We start from the raw sequence: 20,350 nt of genomic DNA on the forward strand, positions 1-20,350 counted from the left end.
CACGCTGCGATTCCACCCGCCCTCAGTCGCGAGTAGACGCCAACTCCTCGATACTGATCTCACGCATCCGAAACTTCTGGATCTTTCCCGTCACCGTCATCGGAAACTCGTCCACGAACTTGAAGTGCCTGGGTGTCTTGAAATATGCGATACGGTCCTTGCACCAGGTTTGCAGCTCCAGTGCGTTGGCGACCTGCCCCGGATGGAATTTGATCCAGGCGACGATTTCTTCCCCGTAACGCTCATCCGGAATACCGATGATCTGCACATCGGCCACTGCCGGGTGGGTGAAGAAAAACTCTTCCAGCTCACGCGGGTACACGTTCTCGCCCCCGCGAATAATCATGTCTTTGTTACGCCCGGCAATGCAGACGTAGCCGTGCTCGTCCATGGTTGCCAGGTCGCCGGTGTGCATCCAGCCAGCCTCATCGATTGCCTCCCGGGTGCCGTCGGGGTTGTTCCAGTAACCGAGCATCACGCTGTAGCCCCGCGTACACAGTTCACCGATCACGCCGCGAGCCACGGTGTTGCCGGCGTCATCGACAATCCTGGTCTCCAGTTGCGGTTGGGTGCGGCCCACCGTGGTGACGCGTCGTTCTATATCGTCATCCGCCCCGGTTTGCAGCGACACGGGGCTGGTTTCGGTCATGCCGTAGGCAATTTGCACTTCGCGCATGTGCAGTTCGTTGATGACCCGGCGCATGACTTCGATCGGGCATGTCGCTCCGGCCATGATGCCGGTGCGCAGGCTGGCCAAGTCGAGCCCGGCCCGGCCTGGGTGATCAAGCATGGCGATAAACATGGTCGGCACGCCGTACAGGCCGGTGGCTCGTTCTTCGGCGACGGCAGTCAGTGTCAGCAGCGGGTCGAAACCGTCATTGGGATAGATCATGGTGGTGCCGTGGGTGATGCAACCGAGGTTGCCCATCACCATGCCGAAGCAGTGATACAGCGGCACCGGGATGACCAGGCGGTCCTGCGCGGTCAAGCCCAGGCTTTCGCCGACCATGTAACCGTTATTGAGGATATTGTGGTGACTGAGGGTAGCGCCCTTGGGGAAACCGGTGGTGCCTGAGGTGTATTGGATATTCACGGGTTGGTCGAAGTGCAGGCTGGTCTGCCGGCTTTGCAGTTGCTCGGGGCTAACTCCGGCGCCCAGGGCCGACAGTTGCGACCAAGACATGAATTCAGGCGGCGGGCTGGGATCGAGACTGATGAGGCCGCGCAGCTCAGGCTTCAATGCCTGAAGCATGGCGTGGTAATCGGAGCTCTTGAACGAACCGGCGCACACCAGCCATTGGCAGCCGGATTGCTTGAGCACGTAATCCAGCTCACTGCTGCGATAAGCCGGGTTGATATTGACGAGGATCACCCCGAGCTTAGCGCTTGCCACTTGGCAGATCAGCCATTCGGCGCAATTGGGTGCCCAGATACCCAGGCGGTCACCGATCTGCATACCCAAGGCGAGGAACGCCCGTGCATGCAGATCAACCGCCTCGGCCAGTTGCCGCCAGGTGTAGCGCCGCTGCTGATGGCGAACCACCAAGGCTTCGCCATCGGGATACTGCGCGACGGTTTGATCGAATGCCTGGCCAATGGTCATGGCCAGCAAGCACTTGTCCTGAGAGCCACGGCTGTAGCTCTGATTCGGTTGATCCATAACGACCCCTTGTTGTCTTTTTTGTAGGTTGACGTAAACGTAAACTACGATTGACAGCGCCGCAACGCAAGCTTACGTTAACGTAAAGGTGAGCGCCCTCCTCCTGCGCCCGACCCACACAACAACAAAGCTCACATTAAGGTGCCTGTCCATGAGTTACCCGTCCCTGAACTTCGCCCTCGGCGAAACCATCGACATGCTGCGCGACCAGGTGCAGTCCTTTGTGGCCAAGGAAGTCGCACCGCGTGCGGCGCAGATCGACATCGACAACCTGTTCCCCGCCGACCTGTGGCGCAAGTTCGGCGACATGGGCCTGCTGGGCATCACCGTGCCGGAAGAATATGGCGGTGCCGGCCTGGGTTACCTGGCCCATGTAGTGAGCATGGAAGAAATCAGCCGCGGCTCGGCCTCGGTGGCGCTGTCGTACGGTGCGCACTCCAACCTGTGCGTCAACCAGATCAATCGCAACGGCAACCACGAACAGAAACTCAAGTACCTGCCCAAGCTGATCAGCGGCGAGCACATCGGCGCCCTGGCCATGAGCGAGCCGAATGCCGGCTCCGATGTGGTCTCGATGAAACTGCGCGCCGACAAACGCGGCGACCACTACGTACTCAACGGCAGCAAGACCTGGATCACCAACGGCCCCGACGCCAATACCTATGTGATCTACGCCAAGACCGACCTGGAAAAAGGCCCCCACGGCATCACGGCCTTCATCGTCGAGCGCGACTGGAAAGGCTTCAGTCGCAGCAACAAGTTCGACAAGCTGGGCATGCGCGGCTCCAATACCTGCGAGCTGTTTTTTGATGACGTGCAGGTACCGGAAGAAAACATCCTCGGCGTGCTCAATGGCGGCGTGAAAGTACTGATGAGCGGCCTGGATTACGAGCGCGTGGTGCTCTCCGGCGGCCCTACCGGGATCATGCAGGCGTGCATGGATTTGATCGTGCCCTACATCCACGACCGCAAGCAGTTCGGCCAGAGCATCGGCGAATTCCAGCTGATCCAGGGCAAGGTTGCCGACATGTACACCCAGCTCAACGCCAGCCGCGCCTACCTCTACGCCGTGGCCCAAGCCTGCGAGCGCGGCGAGACTACGCGCAAGGACGCCGCCGGTGTAATCCTGTACAGCGCCGAGCGCGCCACGCAGATGGCCCTGGATGCGATCCAGATCCTGGGCGGCAACGGCTATATCAACGAATTCCCTGCCGGACGCCTGTTGCGTGACGCCAAGCTGTATGAAATCGGCGCCGGCACCAGTGAGATTCGGCGGATGTTGATCGGTCGCGAACTGTTCAACGAAACCCGCTGAAGGAGCGCGTCATGGCCACCCTGCATACCCAACTCAACCCGCGCTCGGCGGAATTTGCCGCCAATAGCGCGGCGATGCTTGCACAGGTCGACGCCCTGCATACCCTGCTTGCCCACGTGCAACAGGGTGGCGGTGCCAAGGCCCAGGAACGCCACACCTCGCGCGGCAAGCTGCTGCCCCGGGAGCGCATCAATCGCTTGCTCGACCCGGGTTCGCCGTTTCTTGAACTCAGCCAACTGGCGGCTCATCAGGTGTATGGCGAAGACGTACCGGCGGCTGGCGTGATTGCCGGAATCGGCCGCGTGGAAGGCGTGGAGTGCATGATCGTCGCCAACGATGCCACGGTCAAAGGCGGTTCCTACTACCCACTGACAGTGAAAAAGCACCTGCGCGCCCAGACCATCGCCGAGCAGAATCGTCTGCCGTGCATCTACCTGGTGGATTCCGGCGGCGCCAACCTGCCGCGCCAGGACGAGGTATTCCCCGACCGCGAACACTTCGGGCGGATCTTCTTCAACCAGGCCAACATGAGCGCCCAGGGCATCCCGCAGATCGCCGTGGTGATGGGTTCATGTACCGCCGGCGGCGCCTATGTGCCGGCGATGGCCGATGAAGCAATCATGGTGCGCCAGCAAGCCACCATTTTCCTTGCGGGCCCGCCGCTGGTGAAGGCGGCCACCGGTGAGGTGGTCAGCGCCGAAGACCTCGGCGGCGCCGATGTGCACTGCAAGATCTCCGGCGTGGCCGACCACTACGCCGACAGCGATGAACACGCCCTGGCGCTGGCCCGGCGCACCGTGGCCAACCTCAATTGGCGTAAACAAGGTGAGTTGCTGCAGCGCCCGCCCGTGGCACCGCTGTACAGCAGCGAAGAGCTGTACGGCGTGATTCCGGCGGATGCCAAGCAGCCGTTCGATGTGCGCGAAGTCATCGCGCGGTTGGTGGACGCTTCGGTGTTCGACGAGTTCAAGGCGTTGTTCGGGACAACGTTGGTCTGCGGCTTTGCGCACTTGCATGGCTACCCGATTGCGATCCTGGCCAACAACGGCATCCTGTTCGCCGAGGCCGCGCAGAAAGGCGCGCACTTTATCGAACTGGCTTGCCAGCGTGGGATCCCCCTGCTGTTCCTGCAAAACATCACCGGCTTTATGGTCGGCCAGAAATACGAAGCCGGCGGCATCGCCAAGCATGGTGCCAAGCTGGTCACGGCGGTGGCGTGCGCCAGGGTGCCGAAGTTCACCGTGATCATCGGTGGCAGTTTTGGCGCCGGTAACTATGGGATGTGCGGCCGCGCCTATGACCCGCGCTTCTTGTGGATGTGGCCCAACGCACGCATTGGCGTGATGGGCGCCGAACAGGCCGCCGGGGTGCTGGTGCAAGTCAAGCGTGAGCAGGCTGAGCGCGCAGGCAGCGGTTTCAGTGCGCAGGAGGAAGCCGCCATCAAGCAGCCGATCCTCGACCAGTATGAAACCCAGGGCCACCCCTATTACTCCAGCGCGCGCTTGTGGGATGACGGTGTCATCGACCCGCTGCAGACCCGCGACGTACTGGCCCTGGCCTTGTCCGCCGCACTGAACGCCCGCATCGAGCCGAGCCGCTTCGGCGTGTTCCGCATGTAAATGGAGCTGCACCCCATGAACGATTTCAACACCCTCGAACTGATCACCGACAGCCGTGGCTTTGCCACGCTGTGGCTCAGTCGTGAAGCCAAGAACAACGCGTTCAATGCCGAAATGATCCGCGAACTGATCATCGCCCTGGACCGGGTGCAAGCCGACCCGTCCCTGCGATTTCTGATACTGCGCGGGCGCGGCAAGCATTTCAGTGCCGGCGCCGACCTGGCCTGGATGCAGCAGTCGGCCGAGCTGGACTACCACACCAACCTGGACGACGCCCGCGAACTGGCGGAGCTGATGTACAACCTGTCCAAGCTGAAAATCCCCACGCTGGCCGTGGTGCAAGGTGCGGCCTATGGTGGCGCGCTGGGGTTGATCAGTTGCTGCGACATGGCCATCGGCGCCGATGACGCGCAATTCTGCCTGTCGGAAGTGCGCATCGGCCTGGCGCCCGCAGTGATCAGCCCATTTGTGGTGCAGGCCATCGGCCAACGCACGGCCCGCCGCTATGCTCTGACGGCTGAGCGATTTGGCGGCCAGCGTGCGCAGGAGATCGGCTTGCTGGCAGAGAGTTATCCGGCCGAGAGCCTGGATCACCAGGTGGACCAGTGGGTGGCCAACCTGCTGCAAAACAGTCCGGCGGCGATGCGCGCCAGTAAGGATTTACTGCGTGAAGTGGGCAACGGTGCCCTCACCCCGGCGCTGCGACGTTATTGCGAAAACGCCATTGCGCGCATTCGCGTAAGCGCCGAGGGCCAGGAAGGGTTGCGGGCCTTCCTGCAAAAACGTGCGCCGAGCTGGCAAGCCCAGGAGCCGCGCTCATGAGCACGCTGACCACCGTACTGGTAGCCAACCGTGGCGAGATTGCCTGCCGTGTCATGCGCACTGCCAAGGCCATGGGGCTGACGACCGTGGCCGTGCACAGCACCATCGACCGTGATGCGCGCCATAGCCGCGAGGCGGATATTCGTGTCGACCTGGGAGGCAGCAAAGCCACCGACAGTTACCTGCAAATCGACAAACTGATTGCCGCCGCCCACGCCAGTGGCGCCCAGGCGATTCACCCCGGCTACGGCTTCCTCTCGGAAAACGCTGGCTTTGCCCGGGCCATCGAGGCGGCAGGCTTGATCTTCCTCGGCCCGCCCGCTGCCGCCATCGACGCCATGGGCAGCAAATCGGCGGCCAAGGCATTGATGGAAACCGCCGGTGTGCCCCTGGTGCCGGGCTATCACGGCGAGGCCCAGGACCTGGAGACCTTCCGCGCCGCCTGTGAGCGTATTGGCTACCCGGTATTGCTCAAGGCTACGGCCGGTGGCGGCGGCAAGGGCATGAAGGTGGTCGAGGATGTCAGCCAATTGGCCGATGCCCTGGCCTCCGCCCAGCGCGAGGCGCTGTCGTCCTTCGGCAATGGGCAGATGCTGGTGGAGAAGTACCTGCTCAAGCCGCGCCATGTCGAGATTCAGGTGTTTGCCGACCAGCATGGCCATTGCCTGTACCTCAATGAGCGCGACTGCTCGATCCAGCGGCGCCATCAAAAGGTGGTCGAGGAAGCGCCGGCGCCGGGGCTCAGTGTTGAGCAACGCAAGGCCATGGGCGAAGCGGCCGTGCGTGCGGCCCAGGCCATCGGCTATGTCGGTGCCGGTACGGTGGAGTTTCTGCTGGATTCCCGTGGCGAGTTTTTCTTTATGGAGATGAACACGCGACTGCAGGTGGAGCATCCGGTCACCGAGGCGATTACCGGTCTGGACCTGGTGGCGTGGCAGATTCGGGTCGCCCAGGGCGAGGCGCTGCCGATCACACAGGAGCAGGTACCCTTGATCGGTCATGCAATTGAAGTGCGGCTGTATGCCGAAGATCCGGCCAATGATTTCCTGCCGGCCACCGGGCACCTGACGCTGTACCGCGAGTCCAGCCCAGGCCCGGGCCGTCGGGTAGACAGTGGTGTCGAGCAAGGGGACAGCGTGTCGCCCTTCTACGACCCGATGCTCGGCAAACTGATTGCCTGGGGCGAAGACCGCGAACAGGCACGCCTGCGACTTTTAAGTATGCTCGATGAGTTCGCGGTGGGTGGGCTCAAGACCAACCTGGGTTTTCTGCGGCGCATCATCGGCCATCCCGCGTTCGCGGCGGCCGAATTGGACACCGGGTTTATCCCGCGTTATCAGGATGAACTGTTACCGGCGCCCGGTGCGTTGAGCGATGCATTCTGGCAGGCAGCAGGTTCGGCATTTATGCAGAGCCTGCCGGTAGGTGATGGGCCTTGGGCCAATAACCAGGGCTTTCGTGCGGGCCTGCCCGCCGAAGTGTCGCTGCATCTGACCTGCAACGGGCAGGATAGGCTGGTGACATTGGCCGGGCACACGTCGCAGTTGTGCGGCGAGCAACTGCTGATCGAACACCAGGGTGTACGCCATGCCCATCTGGCGGTCCGCAACGAAGGCAGCCTGTACCTGCGCTGGAATGGCGAGATGCATGCTGTCACGCTGTTCGACCCGATTGCGGCGGTCGAGGCCGGCCAATCTCATCAGGGCGGTCTCAGCGCACCGATGAACGGCAGCATCGTTCGTGTGCTGGTAGAGGTAGGCCAAACCGTTGAGGCTGGCACACCGCTGGTGGTACTCGAAGCCATGAAGATGGAACACAGCATCCGTGCGCCCCATGCCGGGGTGGTCAAGGCGCTGTTCTGCCAGGAAGGTGAAATGGTTGCCGAAGGCAGCGCGCTGGTGGAGCTTGAAACCACCGCCTAGAACTTCGCGGTGGCTTGCACCACGACGCCAAGGATGCGGCAGTCGTCGGTGAGCAGCGCCTTGGGGTACGTCGGATTGAGCGGCACCAGATAGCGCTGGCCGCTCTCTTCCTGCAGTTGGCGAAAAGTGGCCTGGGAACTGCCAGACCATTGGGCGACCACCAGTTTGCCGGGTACAGGATCGATGGCCGGATCCACCAGGATCATCGCCCCGGCACCAATGCTCATGCCCGTGGGCGCGATCATGGCGTCGCCCGTTACAGGCAGCCAGAACGCCTCGCCACGCGCGTGGTAATCGGTCAATTCGTAGCGGCCAGGCCCATAGGGTGCACGCTCTTCGCGCAGCTCGCACGCCTGCTGCCAGTCGCTGACCGGATAGCGAAAATACGGGTTGTATTGCTGTTGCAACGCACGCTCTTGCGCGGCCCGTTCGCGAATCTCCAGCGCCACCTCCAGGTAGCCCAGCCCGAGCTCGGCCAGCACCCGGTTCATGTCCGCAAGGCTCGGCACCCGGCGCTTGTTGAGCCAATGGCCGACGCCGCCCTGGGACATGCCCAGGCGCTCTGCCAGTTGCTCCTGCGTGACCTTGCGGTCTTTCATGTTGGCTTTGACCAACGCTATCCAGTTATCCATGGCGCCTGACAATACGGTGCGTATTTTTCGGGGCAATAAACAGTTTGTAGTAATCCATAAAACGACATAAATACGATACGTACTATCATCAAGCCTAAGGATTTCGACACCCACCGGAGTACTGCCGCTTATGACGAATAGCCCGCTTTCACTGCCCGAAATACCGGAACAGGTTGAATTACAGAACATGTGCCACAGCGGCGCGGCCCAGCGCGCGCTGGACTATTACTTGAAAGAAGATATGTCGGCACCAGCCGTGGAAGGCGCCCTGTTCGCGATCAAGCCGGGTGTCAGCCAGGAGGAGGCCCTGGTTCACGCGTCTGACCTGCTGCGCAGTGCTGCGGCAACCGCCTACGAATCAGCGTGCAGCCATCAAGGCAATCAGCGCGACCTGGCGTTTTCCGTGGTGTATTTGATCGATATGGCGAAGGCGATGGTAGAGCGCTCGTTGCAAGCGCCGGGGGCCCAGGCAAATGCGTAACAGACTCGAAAGAAAAATATTTCTATCCAAGGGATAAAAACATTTGACTTGCAAATGATAATGATTATTATTGGACCCAGCTGATCGCGAGATCAGTCGATAGACCAAGGGCCCTTAGGTCGGACTCTTGGAATATCTCCTCATCAGGCTAATCACGGTTTTTGACCCGGCTCTTTGGCCGGGTCTTTTTTTTGCCAGTTTCCCTGGCATGGCTTCAGGCTAATGAAGACTGTGTGTTGCTCGATGGCGCGCATGGTAGCAAAAGACCATCGCCGAAAGAAAGCCACACGACAGCTCTAGTACGGATCTTTGCGAAATAGCGCTTGAGAATCAATCTCATAGCCCCTAAGCTGCCGCAGCGTCAGGGATGACGCCCCCTCCCCGTGCAACAATTTTGCATCCAGGTTTTACCTGACCTCTGTGTAATATAGCCGCCACATCACTCATATTCAGGCAACCAGACTATGACCGTGGCCTTGACCTCCATCAAGATCAGCACCGACTTCGACAGCGGCAATATCCAGGTCCTGGATGCCAGCGATGCCTATCAGTTGTTACTGGCAATCAAACCCGACACCCGCAGCAAACATTTTCAATGGTTCCACTTCAAGGCCGAAGGCATGCATGTGGGGCACACCCACACTTTTCGATTGAGCAACGCCGGTGGCTCATCCTATAAACACGCCTGGAGCGGCTACAACGCCGTGGCATCCTATGACCATATCAACTGGTTCCGGGTGCCAACGCGCTTTGATGGCGAGATCCTGCATATCACGCTCCAGACCCGCGAAAAGCACGTATGGTTCGCCTACTTCGAACCCTACAGCCGTGAACGTCACGACTGGCTGATCGAACAAGCCCTGAAGTACGCCGGCGTCAAGCTGCTGGCCACCGGCAAGAGCGTCGAAGGCCGCGATATACAACTGTTGCGCCGTGGCAAAGGGGCTGAAGGTCGCCGTAAGGTGTGGATCATTGCCCAACAGCACCCCGGCGAACACATGGCCGAATGGTTTATGGAGGGCGTGATTGAACGCCTGCAAAAGGACGGTGACGCGGAGTTGAAAAAACTCTTGAAAGTGGCCGACCTGTACTTGGTGCCCAACATGAACCCCGACGGCGCTTTTCACGGTCACCTGCGTACCAACGCCATGGGCCAGGATCTCAACCGCGCCTGGCAGAGCGCCAATCAGGAAACCAGCCCGGAAGTACTATTTGTGCAGCAGCAAATGGAAAAGTACGGCGTGGACCTGTTCCTCGATATCCATGGCGACGAAGAAATCCCCTACATATTCACCGCCGGCTGCGAAGGCAATCCAGGCTACACCCCACGCATCGAAGCCCTGGAAAAACACTTTCGCAACCACCTGAGCCATCTGACCCGGGACTTCCAAACCACCTACGGCTACACCCGCGACCTGCCGGGCGAAGCCAACATGACCCTGGCCTGCAACGCAGTTGGTGAGAAGTACGACTGCCTGTCCCTGACCCTGGAGATGCCCTTCAAGGACAACGACGATGCGCCCAACCCGCGTACCGGCTGGTCGGGCGATCGATCGAAACAGCTGGGCAAGGACGTATTGAGCAGCGTCGCCGATATCGTCGGGCTTTTGCGTTAACCCTTGTGGCAAGCTTTTTGTGGCGAGCGAGCTTGCTCGCCACAGAAGCGATCAATCCCGGGTGCCGGTCATGCTCTGCAATACCCCATCGCGGCGGATCAACCCGTGGAACAGCGCCGCCGCCAAGTGCACCAGCACTGTCAGGAACAACAGGTAGGCAAGGTAGCCGTGAGCCTTGCGCAACAGCGCAAACAACGGCGCATTCGCCCCTACCAGCGCTGGCAGTTGCACAGAACTGCTGAGCATCACCGGGTCACCGGCGGCCGAAATCATCGCCCAGCCCAGCAGCGGCAACACCAGCATCAACGCATACAGCAGCACATGGGAAGCCTTGGCCGCCAGCACTTGCCACATCGGCAAATCGGCTGGCAACGGCGGTTGCCGGGTGGTAAAGCGCACGACCAAACGCACGAGCACCAGGGCCAGGATCGCAATACCCAGCGGTTTGTGCAGGTGGATCAGCCATTCATGGCGTTCCGACACCGACGCCGCCAATCCCGCACCAATAAACAGCATGGCAATGATCATCAGCGCCATCAGCCAGTGCAACAGACGCGCCAGCGGTGCAAAAAAACGCGGTTGAGCATTCATGGCTTCGACTCCTGAGGGGGGCTGTGCAACGGGCTGACTTCACCCGCACGGCGCAGATACGAACTGGCATACGCGGCGGAGCGTGCGGCCAGCAGCGGGTCGTTGGAGGCCTCGATACCGCTGGGCAAAATCAGCGGGTCAAAGTTGATATCACGGCAATCACCGTCTGCCTGCGGCTGGCTGCTTTGCAGTACCAGAGTGCCGGCGTTGAGCTGCGTATGCGGGCCGGTCCAGGTCTTGCTCGCGTCATCCAAGGGGTCGCCGGGGTTGGCCAGGGTCATGTTCAACTGCCAACGCAAAGGCCCGGCGGCCAGGCGCTGCACCAAATCCTGTTCCAGGAAGTCACTGCCCGACGGCGCAGCATCACCCGCCGCGTCCTGGCTTTGCGGCACCACGCTCCACCGCACGGCCTGACGCTTGCCACCTTCGCCCACCAGGTAAAACGCATTGATGCCGTTGTAGGTTTGCGTCGCATAACTGGCCGATGGCTTGGCAGTCTTGACCCAGGCCAGGAACGGCGCCGTCTCCGGGTGTGTGGCAAAAAACGCCGGCATGTTCGCAGGGTTCGGCTTGCCAGTGGCCGGGTCTGGCGCACCCGCCTTGAGCAGCTGGTAGAACGCCTCGGGCGTGCCCACCGGAAACACCGGCATACTGTTCATTCCCGTTCGCCACTGCTGGCCGTTTGCCTGGCTGAATTGCACGGCAAAACTGCGAATCGGCACACTGCTGTCCGGTGCATAGGGATTGCCGCTGGGCAAGGCAAACCGGCCAATCACCGGGGTCTTGGCCGCGCTGAACACCTGGGCGCTGGAGTAGGCACGCGCCTCTGTGCTCGCCTCGAAGTAACCCGCCACACATACACCTTTGGCATGATTGCGGCGAAAGCCCGGGTGTACGCCGTTATTGGTTTCCAAGGCATTGACCAAGGTCTTTGGCCGCAGACGTTGTGGGTCGAGGGTGCCGTTGACGTAGGCAAATGCAACCACCAACACTGCCACCACGCCCCCTATACACGCCAGCCTGACGAGCAGACTTGTAGTACCAAGAGGCGGACGCGGCGGTAAAGAGTGATCAACCATAGAAGCTCCAGGGCCCGAGGCCGCAGGGGGAAAGTGTTATGAGACGAATCCCACGTAGGCTTATTCCCCCTTCACTGTAGTTTCTTTGTAGTCAACACGTGGCCAGATCGAGTGCCGGCTAGGGCTGATTAAACAAGGCCTGCCGCTTGTGAAGAAATGCCTGCATTCCTTCTTGCTGATCAGGCGTGGCGAACAGGCCATGAAACAACCTACGCTCCTGACGCACACCTTCGTGCAACCCGAGCTCCAGAGAATGCTCCACCGCCTGCCGCGCTGCACGGGTGGCCGTTCGCGAGAAGGAGGCAATTTGTGCAGCCACCGCCATCACCTCGTCCAGCAAGTTCGCAGCCGGATAAACCCGCGACACCAACCCCGCCTGCTCTGCTTCCGTGGCGGTCATTGACCGGCCAGTCAACACCAGGTCCATGGTCTTGGCCTTGCCGATCAGCCCGGTCAACCGCTGGGTCGCGCCCATGCCCGGGATGACGCCTAGCTTAATTTCCGGCTGTGCAAAGGTGGCGGTGTCAGCAGCGAAAATCATGTCGCACATCATCGCCAGCTCACAGCCTCCGCCATACGCATAGCCCGCCACTGCGGCAATCGTCGGGGTGCGCAAACGGGTGAAGCCCTCCCAACCGACGAAGTAGTCTTCGTTGAGTACGTCCAGATAGGACTTGCCGCTCATCTCTTTGATATCGGCCCCTGCCGCGAAGAACTCTGCGGTGCCGGTAATGACAAAACACCCAATCCGAGGGTCTCGATCCATTGCTTCCAGATGACTGATCAACTCAGTCATCAGCGCCGAACTCAGCGCATTCTTGACTTCAGGACGGTTGAGCTTGACCAGGACCACTCGATCATGACGTTCCACAAACACGTTCATAGGCATCTCCACTGATTGATGTCGTTCACACTTGGGTCTGTCTCAGGAATCCCAGATCGCGCCATGGGCGGGTATTCCCCGAGCTTCCAACTCTTGCACCAGACGCTGGGTCACCGTTTGGTTGGCAATACAGATCACGGCTTCTGCACCAAAGGCTTGCACTGCGCCATAAGCCAACTGAACCAGATCTGGCTTGCCGCGCTCATCGGTGTCCCAGATCAATGCGCAAGGCTGGGCGCGCAGAATTTCCTCCACCAGTTCATCGCCATAGGTCTTCCTCGGGCTACGGGCACACCAGATCAACTGAATCGGTACCTGAGCCGCCAGCAGATGCGGCATGACAGGCCCGATGCCGCTGCCAGTGGCGATGTACACCACCGACTTGAACAGGGTTTCTACATTGGCAACACCCGCTGTGGTGATGCCCTTAACCCACACATAGCGCGGCAAGTCCTCGATAAATCGCCCGGTCCAATCCCCTGCGCGGGAAATTATCAGGCGGAAACCCGCCTCGTGTGGCGTGGGAATATTGGCAAAGGAATGCCACTCCAGCAGTGGGTTGCGGCTGATCGCGGTGGATGAACCGGCGAACGGTGTGGTGTGGCTCAAACGCGTAATCACCGCATGCCCGGAAGGCCGTGCGTGTACAACAGCCACCTTGCGCAGCCGCAGCCAGGGCAGCAGGACGCTCAGGGTCAGCACTGCCAGCATCCAAAACGTAACGCTGTGCAGCAGGCTCGACGTGGTCAGTAACGTTTGCCACCAGAACAACAGCAACGCACTCCAACCGCCAAACCGATGAACGCGTTCAAACCCATTGTGGAACCGGCCTCGAATACGTGGTTGAGCCATGACCACCATGAGCAGCAATAAGCTGAGCAGCATAACGCTGACCCCTAACTCGGCCACCGAAACACTGTCAGGTTGTTGCAGGTAACGCGTAACCTGCACGCCAACCAGGGCGGCAAACCACCCAGTGGCCGCAAAGGCTGCGCCACTGTGCAGCCCACCGAAGTGGTACACCTTGGCCGCGCTACGCCGCACCTGTAAGGGCCATGTAGGTGGTACTCGCGTTGCCAGCCAGAACAGCCCATTGATCACGTATTGCTGGCGAACGAGAATGGCAACCGACAGGTTGATCAGTACCATGTCCGACAGCGTCTGAACCGTGATGGCGTGCAGGTCCACAGCCAACAGCAAAAACACCAGGTTGCCCATCAGCGCGGTGGCTGCCAGGCGGTTGTAACAGGAAAACATCGGCAGTGACGTCCAGCGACGCCAAAGCGCAGGCTTGGGCGGTACAACGGTACGGATCAGCGTATCAATCATGGCCGGGCTCCCCGGTCGCGAGCGCCTGCACCGCCAACTGGTTCTCCCGGGCCGTTTGCAGTAACAATGCCTTATCGATCTTGCCCCTCGCGGTCAGTGGAAAATGCTCCACTGCGTAGATGGACTGAGGCACGCAGTAATAGGCCAAACGCTGTTGGCACGCGGTTTGGCAAGCTTCGATGTCAGTGCTGGCAGGCGAAACAAAGGCCACCAACGTGCGGCTGTCCAGCTTCAAAGTGACGGCGCGCATGCATCCAGCGCCGGCCTCCAGAGCCGCCGACACCGCATCCAGTTCCACGCGAAAGCCACGGACTTTCACTTGGTCATCCACGCGCCCTAAGTGTTCGAGCTGGCCGTCTCCCACCCAGCGCCCCAAATCTCGTGTGCGGAACATCATGGCGTCGCCACCGAGAAAGGGATCCGGACGGTATCGCTGCTGGGTCAATGCCGTATTGTTCAGATAGCCTGCTGTCACACCCGCACCACCGGCCCACATCTCTCCCGTTTCACCCAAGGCACAGGCACGCCCCTGCTCATCGAGCACATAGACAGTGTTATTGGGGGTTGGCCGGCCAATAGTCAGTAGCGTGCCTGGTACATGCCGATGCAGCGTGTTGACGATGGTCGTCTCGGTAGGACCGCAGCCGTTGTAGAACGTACAGTGCTCGGCCCACCGATCCGCCAGGGCCTGGGAGCAGGCTTCTCCAGCCACTGCAACGACGTTGAGGTGGGGACACTGTCGAGGCTCAAGGGTGGCCAGTATCGAAGGCGTTGCGATCAACACATTGCACTGGGCGGCCGTCTGCGCGATGTCTTTGCCGCGAATCAGCAAGGTCGCACCATGAGCCAGGCAACCGAGTATTTCCCAAGCCGCCATGTCAAAGCCGATATTGAGAATCTGCCCTACGGTACGACCCGGTGCCATACCCATCCGCCCAGGTTCAGTGAGCAGAATGTTGCATACGTTACGGTGGCTGACACACACGCCGTTAGGGCGCCCTGTGGTTCCAGACGTAAACAGTACAAAGCACAGATCATCCGGGCCAGCACCGACACGTACGCAATCATTGTCTTCAGCCAGCCATGGCGTTTGAGCAATGAACGTATCCAAATTGAGGCAGCGATGGGACGCGTCTGCCGGAATGCGCTCCACCAGGCTCGATAAGGTCAGAATCACCGGGCTGGTCAATGATTCGAGGACCATGCCCAATTGCAGGGTGGGTACGATTCTGGCGTCCTGAGGGACATACGCGGCGCCAATCTTCAACACCGCCAGGAGCCCGACCAGCATGGGAATCGAGCGCTCGACGAACAATCCCACCGTGTCCCCACGCTTAACACCCAGCCCAAGCAGATGCTCAGCCAATCGATTGGCTTGTCGGTTGAGTTGTTCATAGCTGATACGTTGGCCCGCGCATACCGCAGCGGTCGCTTGGGGTGCCAGCCTCGCTTGCGCTTCGAAGGCGTGGTGCACGTTGGCGTAGGTGGCTCGGGTTGAGAGGCCACAACCCCATTGCTCAAATAAAACCCGCTGCGCGGCAGGCAAATGAGCCAGCGAGATGCAGGAAAAAAACTGTTTATCACTCGGCAAACACGTCATAAGCACCCTCTCACTATTCAACTGCCGGCTGAATGCCGACAGATACAAGGGTGGATAGAGGGCTGCGCACGAGATTACAGACTCTCAAGGTATACAGACGCTTCCCACGTATTAGCCGGGAAGTTTCTTTGCGCAAAGCGTGGAATAACCTACAGGGACCAACGTCTACTTCAACACAAGTGAGTAGACTCATCCCCATGCATGAACTCGACGAACAGTTACGCGAACTCATCCCCAGGTTGCGGCGTTTTGCTGTGTCGCTGACGCGCAACAGCAGCAGCGCCGATGACCTGGTGCAGGCGACCCTGGAGCGGGCGATCATCGCCTGGGCCGATAAGCGTATCGAAGGCGACCTGCGCGCCTGGCTGTTCGCGATCCTTTATCGACAGTTCCTCGACGCCCACCGCCGCAGCCGACGCTATGCACGTATGCTCGAATTCTTCACCGGGCGCGATGATGCGCAACCTTCGGTGGAGCGCACAGTGATGGCCCAATCCACCCTGCAAGCCTTCGACCAACTCAGCACCGAACAACGCGCCCTTTTGCTGTGGGTGTCCGTGGAGGGTTTGAGCTACAAGGAAGTCGCCGAGATCCTTCAGGTACCCATCGGCACCGTGATGTCGCGCCTGTCCCGTGCGCGCCAAGCGTTGCGTCAGCTCAGCGATGGCGAAATTGCCGGCCCTGCCCTGCGGAGACTCAAATGATCAACCTGCCCCCCAGCGAACGCGATTTGCATGCCTACATCGATCACCAACTGCCGGACAGTGACCGCCGCGTGCTTGAAACCTGGCTGGCCAACCACCCCGAAGCGGCCGCCCAGGTACACGCCTGGCAACAGGACGCGCAATTATTGCGGGCATCCTTGAGCGGCACCCTGCAGCAGCCGAGTAATCCGGCACTGGACCCGGCGTTGATCCGTCAGCGTATCAAGCGTCAGTCCCGCCGCCACCTCGCCAGCGCGGCGGTGTTGCTGATTGCCGTGAGCCTTGGCGGGCTTGGCGGCTGGCACGCCCGCGAAGCCACCCAACCACAGCCGCTGCCGATGACCGATGCCATGCAGGCTTACCGTCTGTTTGCCCAGGACGGCGTCATGCCCGCCGACTACAACGACGACGGCAGCGGCACTATGCAAGCCTGGCTCGACCGCTTTTTCAATCAAGCCCATCGCCTGCCCGACCTGAGCCAGGCAGGCTTCAAGCCGGTCAGCGGGCGCCTGCTCACTACCGATCAGGGTGCAGCCGCCATGGTGCTGTACCAAGACCCCCAAGGCCGACGCATCAGCTTTTATATCCGCCCGCCGGGACCGAACAACGGCTTCCTGCCCCGTGGCAGCCGCAGCGCCGACGGTTTGCAGGCCGAGTACTGGTCGGGCGGCGGCTACAACTACGCAATGGTCAGCCCGGCAGACCAGCCCGCCCCGGCGCTGATGAAGTTCTAGAAACCCACGTCCAGCACCACGTTGTCCAGGTAGGTGCCGCCGGGGGGTGTGGGCTGGTCGGTGTAGATGCGTGCGTTGTAGTTAAATACCTGGCTGCCGATGCCCAACCCATTGCCAGGGTTGACCTCTGCTGTGGAACTGGCCCGCCGCGCCGCGCCGACGCTGCCCCAGCGCGTGGTGCCGGCGCTTTTGAAGAGGTCATAGGCCAGGTAGTTGCTGCCGGAAACCATGCGTCGGCGCCCGCCGACACTGATCGGGTTCTGGCCATCGCTCAAGCCCACGGTGTAGGCACTGCCCTTGGTGCAGGCGATATTGATGGTCTGGCCGGTCACTGCGGTAAACCCACTGACCACCGGCGCGCTGCCAAAGCTGATATTCGGCGCGGTGATCTGGCAGTCATTGGTCACGGTCATGCTGACGGTCAGGCTTGCCGTGCCGCTGCCCGTGTCACGCCCCAGGCAAATGCCGCCAATGCCGATCCCCGAGCAATAATTCCACACCCAGGCGATGTTCAATGTCTCGGTGTACAGCCCCGCTGCGATATTGCTGCCGGTAATGCTGCTCAGGTACAACGGCACGGTTTTCGCCCCGGGCCCGGCGATCAGGCCAATGCTCTGGGCAATGCCGCCCGCGCCCCCAAAATCGAATTGGGTGCCGCGGGTGATGGGATAACTGGTGCTGTTGTTGCCATAAATCGTGTAGCCAATCACATCACCGGTCGGCCCGACCATGCCAGCGGTGGACGAGGTGATCGTAGCGTAGAAGTGGTCGGTGGACACCAGCAGCGAAATCAACGCCTGGGTGCAACTCAATCCGGAGTTGGTGGTAGAGCTGGTTTGCGCGGCAGTGCGGACCGTCATCGAGCTGATCGAACCGAAACTGGCCGGCACCGTGGAAACCACCGAACACACCGCCATAACCTGCCCGGAAAACAACAGCCCTGCCGCATACATCCATGCCTTGCCCCTCACCCGCAGTCTCCTTGCTCAACCACTCACTGGCACACCAACGGCCCGATCAGGGGCACGTCCTGTTGTTGCTCATCGATGTCGAATGTCGCCTGGCAGGTGCGCCCCTCACTGAGGGTGACCTGCAAGGTATTGTGGGCGCTGAGGTTTTCCAGATAGACCAGCCCATCCCACCCCACCACCGCCTGGGTGTTGCTTTGCTCGTGCACCACCAGGCTGCCCAGCGGTAGCTCCTGATGCTGGCGATCCACCAGGGTGATACTGGCGGCGAGCACCCGGCGCAGCGGGAACTCCAACAGATAGCCGCTGCCCCGGCGTACCGACACGCGCTGCTCCACATTGGGGCTCTGCACGTTCGCCGGCAGGTTCAACGGGTCAATTTCATATTTGCCGCGGTAATACGCGCTGCTCCATGGCACCAGCAAATGACCGTTGCGGTCGGTCTGGCCCACCAGCTGGTTTTCGTAGCGCACTGGAATCCCGGCAAACCCCTGGGTACTCACCACCACAAACGCGTCATTGATACGGTTGGCAGCAAAGGTTTCGCCGCCCATCCACACCAGCGAGCCGCTGGCATCCGCCCAGCGCGTTTGGGCGTCGCTGCTGCCGTACACGCCGGCCTGCAACTGCACTGACTGCAAGCGCCAGGTCAGGTCGGCCTGCCGATAGCTTGGCGCATCGCCCTGGGCATAGCCGAGGTTGTAGCCCACGCCGCCTTCGCTGGGCACCGCGCGGCTGTAGTTGATGCGCTGGCGACTGGCGCCGTCCTTGCTGCGCTCGGTGCTCAAGGCCAGACTGCCGTTGAGGTCGAACGGGATCACCAGTTGCGCCTGCATGGCCCAGTTGCTGTCGCCGATTTCGCGGTTGGCCGACAGGTAGAAGCTGGTGTTGCGCCACAGCGGTTTGCTCCAGCTGAGGTTGAGCAGGCGCGTGCGCGAATCGTCTGCCGCCTGCACGTCGAAATACCCCAGGCCCAGGCTGCCGAAACGTTGAAAGTTGAGGCTCAGCGTCACCTGCTCGCTACGCTTGCTGAGGCTGGCATAAGGGGTGTCGACCAGGGTCAGGTCAGCGTAGTCATCACGCCGTTCAACGCGTTGGTACATCAGGCTGTAGCGCGTGCTGTTGTACTGGTAGCCAAGGCTGAGTTGCTGGCCGCTGCGGCTGTCGAACTGGCTCTGGCTGAGGGCGGTATTGAGCACGCCGAAGTTGCCCAGGCGCAGGTTGGCGCCAAGCCCGCCAAGGGTCAGGTCGCTGGATGCTTCGGCATGGCTTTCCAGGGTGAGGCTGTCGGAATAGCCATAGCGAAAGGTGCCACTGGTTACGCCCGGCCCGTAACCGAAATCGCGCAGGGTGTAGTCACGGCGCAAGGTACCGGCAGCCACGGAAAAATCCGTCAGGCCTTGTTGCAGCAAGGTGCTGGTGACGTAGAACGGCACCGTGGTCGACACCTGGCGCCCGAGGGCGTCGGTGGTCACCACGACAGCCTCCCCGGCGCCGTTGATAAATGGCACGTTGGTCAGGGTATAAGGCCCGGGTTGCAGCTGCGCGGTGTCGGATTTATAGCCGTTGATAAACAGGTCCACCGACGAGGGCACCGCCGCCTCACCGGCGAACTGCGGCAAAGGGTAAGTGACCAGGTCCGGGCGCACGGCAAAGTCCCGGGACACTTGCACCCCGCCCAGACGCACCGAGCTGCTCCAGGGCAGCGAGCCGCTGATCACGTCGCCCGCCTCGTAGGTGAGCAGGCGCTCATCATCGGAAAATCGCCAGGTGGTGTCGTAGCGCCGGTAACCGTTGCCGAGGGTACTGTCGGTGATGCCATCAGCCAGGGTCTGGCGCACCTGCCCGGTGTTGGACAAGGTGCCCCAGGTGTCGAACAGCCGCACTTCGTTCCAGGCGGCGAGGTAGCTGCCGCCGTCATCGGTGTCGTTGAAATACACGTCATAGTTGAGCAAGGCGCCGAAGCTGCTCATGACCTGGGTGCGCGGATAGGTATTGCGATTGCCGATAAACTGCGCCTGCAACCAGGATGGCGGTACATCCAGCAACAGGCGCTGGCCGTTGCTGTCGTAGTCGCTGTGCAGCCCAGGCACCTGGTCCAGGGCCACGCTGCCGACAGGCTCGCCGGGCAGTTTCATGCCCACGTCCTGCAGCGCGCTGGCGGGCACAAACAGCTGGCCGGCGCGCTGGTCGACCGCAATGATGCGGCCGGTGTCCATCTGGTTGACCACCAGTTCCAGAAACAGCTGTGCATCGGCAACTGCCTCCATGCTGCCCGGCGGCGGCGGCAAGTCGCCTGCCATCGCAGCGCCCCACAGCCCGCTTGCCACTGCCACCGACGGCCATAAACCCCGAGCCCAACCACGACTCACCATGGCGTTGTGTCCTTCAATGG

At 61.1% G+C, this 20,350-nt stretch carries 17 protein-coding genes; 8 read left to right on the plus strand and 9 right to left on the minus strand.

Translation table 11 applies throughout. The features are described from left to right. Nucleotides 1-22: 22 nt before the first annotated feature. Nucleotides 23-1,660: an AMP-binding protein gene (locus tag IH404_RS17720; RefSeq protein ID WP_194438611.1), complete on the minus strand. Its 1,638-nt coding sequence runs from the start codon at nucleotides 1,658-1,660 to the stop codon at nucleotides 23-25. A 151-nt stretch (nucleotides 1,661-1,811) separates the two neighbouring features. On the opposite strand from IH404_RS17720, the gene IH404_RS17725 reads away from it, so the two are divergent. The 4 genes from IH404_RS17725 to IH404_RS17740 are packed head-to-tail and all read left to right on the plus strand — an operon-like array spanning nucleotide 1,812 to nucleotide 7,338. Then, nucleotides 1,812-2,975 carry an isovaleryl-CoA dehydrogenase gene (locus tag IH404_RS17725; protein ID WP_005789212.1) on the plus strand — a complete coding sequence of 388 codons (1,164 nt, stop codon included), beginning with the start codon at nucleotides 1,812-1,814 and terminating at the stop codon, nucleotides 2,973-2,975. Between the two features lie 11 nt (nucleotides 2,976-2,986). Continuing rightward, on the plus strand, nucleotides 2,987-4,594 hold the full coding sequence (locus tag IH404_RS17730) for a carboxyl transferase domain-containing protein (RefSeq protein ID WP_194438613.1): 1,608 nt from the start codon (nucleotides 2,987-2,989) through the stop codon (nucleotides 4,592-4,594). A 15-nt stretch (nucleotides 4,595-4,609) separates the two neighbouring features. Further along, a complete protein-coding gene (locus tag IH404_RS17735; protein ID WP_005789216.1) occupies nucleotides 4,610-5,416 on the plus strand; it encodes a gamma-carboxygeranoyl-CoA hydratase in 807 nt (268 codons plus the stop codon). Continuing rightward, nucleotides 5,413-7,338, plus strand: a complete 1,926-nt coding sequence (locus IH404_RS17740; RefSeq protein ID WP_194438615.1) for an acetyl/propionyl/methylcrotonyl-CoA carboxylase subunit alpha — start codon at nucleotides 5,413-5,415, stop codon at nucleotides 7,336-7,338. Before IH404_RS17735 ends, IH404_RS17740 begins: the two co-directional genes overlap by 4 nt. On the opposite strand, the gene IH404_RS17745 is transcribed toward IH404_RS17740, so the two are convergent. Next, nucleotides 7,335-7,970, minus strand: a complete 636-nt coding sequence (locus tag IH404_RS17745; protein WP_194438617.1) for a S24 family peptidase — start codon at nucleotides 7,968-7,970, stop codon at nucleotides 7,335-7,337. The two genes, IH404_RS17740 and IH404_RS17745, sit on opposite strands and share 4 nt — an antisense overlap. Nucleotides 7,971-8,100: 130 nt before the next feature. Between IH404_RS17745 and IH404_RS17750 the strand changes: the two genes are divergently transcribed. Together IH404_RS17750 and IH404_RS17755 are read left to right on the plus strand one after the other, a co-directional pair. After that, on the plus strand, nucleotides 8,101-8,451 hold the full coding sequence (locus IH404_RS17750; RefSeq protein WP_177464476.1) for a DUF3077 domain-containing protein: 351 nt from the start codon (nucleotides 8,101-8,103) through the stop codon (nucleotides 8,449-8,451). A 464-nt stretch (nucleotides 8,452-8,915) separates the two neighbouring features. Continuing rightward, nucleotides 8,916-10,067: a M14-type cytosolic carboxypeptidase gene (locus IH404_RS17755; protein WP_005789223.1), complete on the plus strand. Its 1,152-nt coding sequence runs from the start codon at nucleotides 8,916-8,918 to the stop codon at nucleotides 10,065-10,067. A 51-nt stretch (nucleotides 10,068-10,118) separates the two neighbouring features. Here the strand turns inward: IH404_RS17755 and IH404_RS17760 are convergent, their stop codons facing one another. The 5 genes from IH404_RS17760 to IH404_RS17780 form a co-directional block, all read right to left on the minus strand. Then, nucleotides 10,119-10,658, minus strand: coding sequence for a cytochrome b (locus IH404_RS17760; protein ID WP_005789225.1), 540 nt, complete (start codon nucleotides 10,656-10,658; stop codon nucleotides 10,119-10,121). Beyond that, a complete protein-coding gene (locus IH404_RS17765; protein WP_194438619.1) occupies nucleotides 10,655-11,737 on the minus strand; it encodes a catalase family peroxidase in 1,083 nt (360 codons plus the stop codon). The genes IH404_RS17760 and IH404_RS17765 overlap by 4 nt, the downstream gene beginning before the upstream one ends. 118 nt (nucleotides 11,738-11,855) lie before the next feature. Further along, the gene (locus tag IH404_RS17770; RefSeq protein WP_005789228.1) at nucleotides 11,856-12,620 is read right to left on the minus strand and encodes an enoyl-CoA hydratase-related protein; all 765 of its coding nucleotides are present in this window, start codon (nucleotides 12,618-12,620) and stop codon (nucleotides 11,856-11,858) included. Between the two features lie 42 nt (nucleotides 12,621-12,662). Beyond that, nucleotides 12,663-13,949, minus strand: a complete 1,287-nt coding sequence (locus IH404_RS17775; RefSeq protein ID WP_005789229.1) for a hypothetical protein — start codon at nucleotides 13,947-13,949, stop codon at nucleotides 12,663-12,665. Next, on the minus strand, nucleotides 13,942-15,549 hold the full coding sequence (locus tag IH404_RS17780) for an amino acid adenylation domain-containing protein (RefSeq protein ID WP_005789230.1): 1,608 nt from the start codon (nucleotides 15,547-15,549) through the stop codon (nucleotides 13,942-13,944). The genes IH404_RS17775 and IH404_RS17780 overlap by 8 nt, the downstream gene beginning before the upstream one ends. A 197-nt stretch (nucleotides 15,550-15,746) precedes the next feature. Between IH404_RS17780 and IH404_RS17785 the strand changes: the two genes are divergently transcribed. After that, nucleotides 15,747-16,253, plus strand: a complete 507-nt coding sequence (locus IH404_RS17785) for a sigma-70 family RNA polymerase sigma factor (RefSeq protein WP_005789231.1) — start codon at nucleotides 15,747-15,749, stop codon at nucleotides 16,251-16,253. Then, nucleotides 16,250-16,987 (plus strand): anti-sigma factor, encoded by a 738-nt coding sequence (locus IH404_RS17790; protein ID WP_005789233.1) that lies wholly within the window; start codon nucleotides 16,250-16,252, stop codon nucleotides 16,985-16,987. The genes IH404_RS17785 and IH404_RS17790 overlap by 4 nt, the downstream gene beginning before the upstream one ends. On the opposite strand, the gene IH404_RS17795 is transcribed toward IH404_RS17790, so the two are convergent. Next, nucleotides 16,984-17,940, minus strand: a complete 957-nt coding sequence (locus tag IH404_RS17795; protein WP_194440690.1) for a spore coat U domain-containing protein — start codon at nucleotides 17,938-17,940, stop codon at nucleotides 16,984-16,986. The two genes, IH404_RS17790 and IH404_RS17795, sit on opposite strands and share 4 nt — an antisense overlap. 41 nt (nucleotides 17,941-17,981) lie before the next feature. Beyond that, on the minus strand, nucleotides 17,982-20,330 hold the full coding sequence (locus IH404_RS17800; protein WP_194440691.1) for a fimbria/pilus outer membrane usher protein: 2,349 nt from the start codon (nucleotides 20,328-20,330) through the stop codon (nucleotides 17,982-17,984). Between the last annotated feature and the right edge of the window lie 20 nt (nucleotides 20,331-20,350).

The sequence above is a fragment of the Pseudomonas sp. OST1909 genome (genome assembly GCF_015277575.1).
Lineage (GTDB): Bacteria > Pseudomonadota > Gammaproteobacteria > Pseudomonadales > Pseudomonadaceae > Aquipseudomonas > Aquipseudomonas synxantha_A.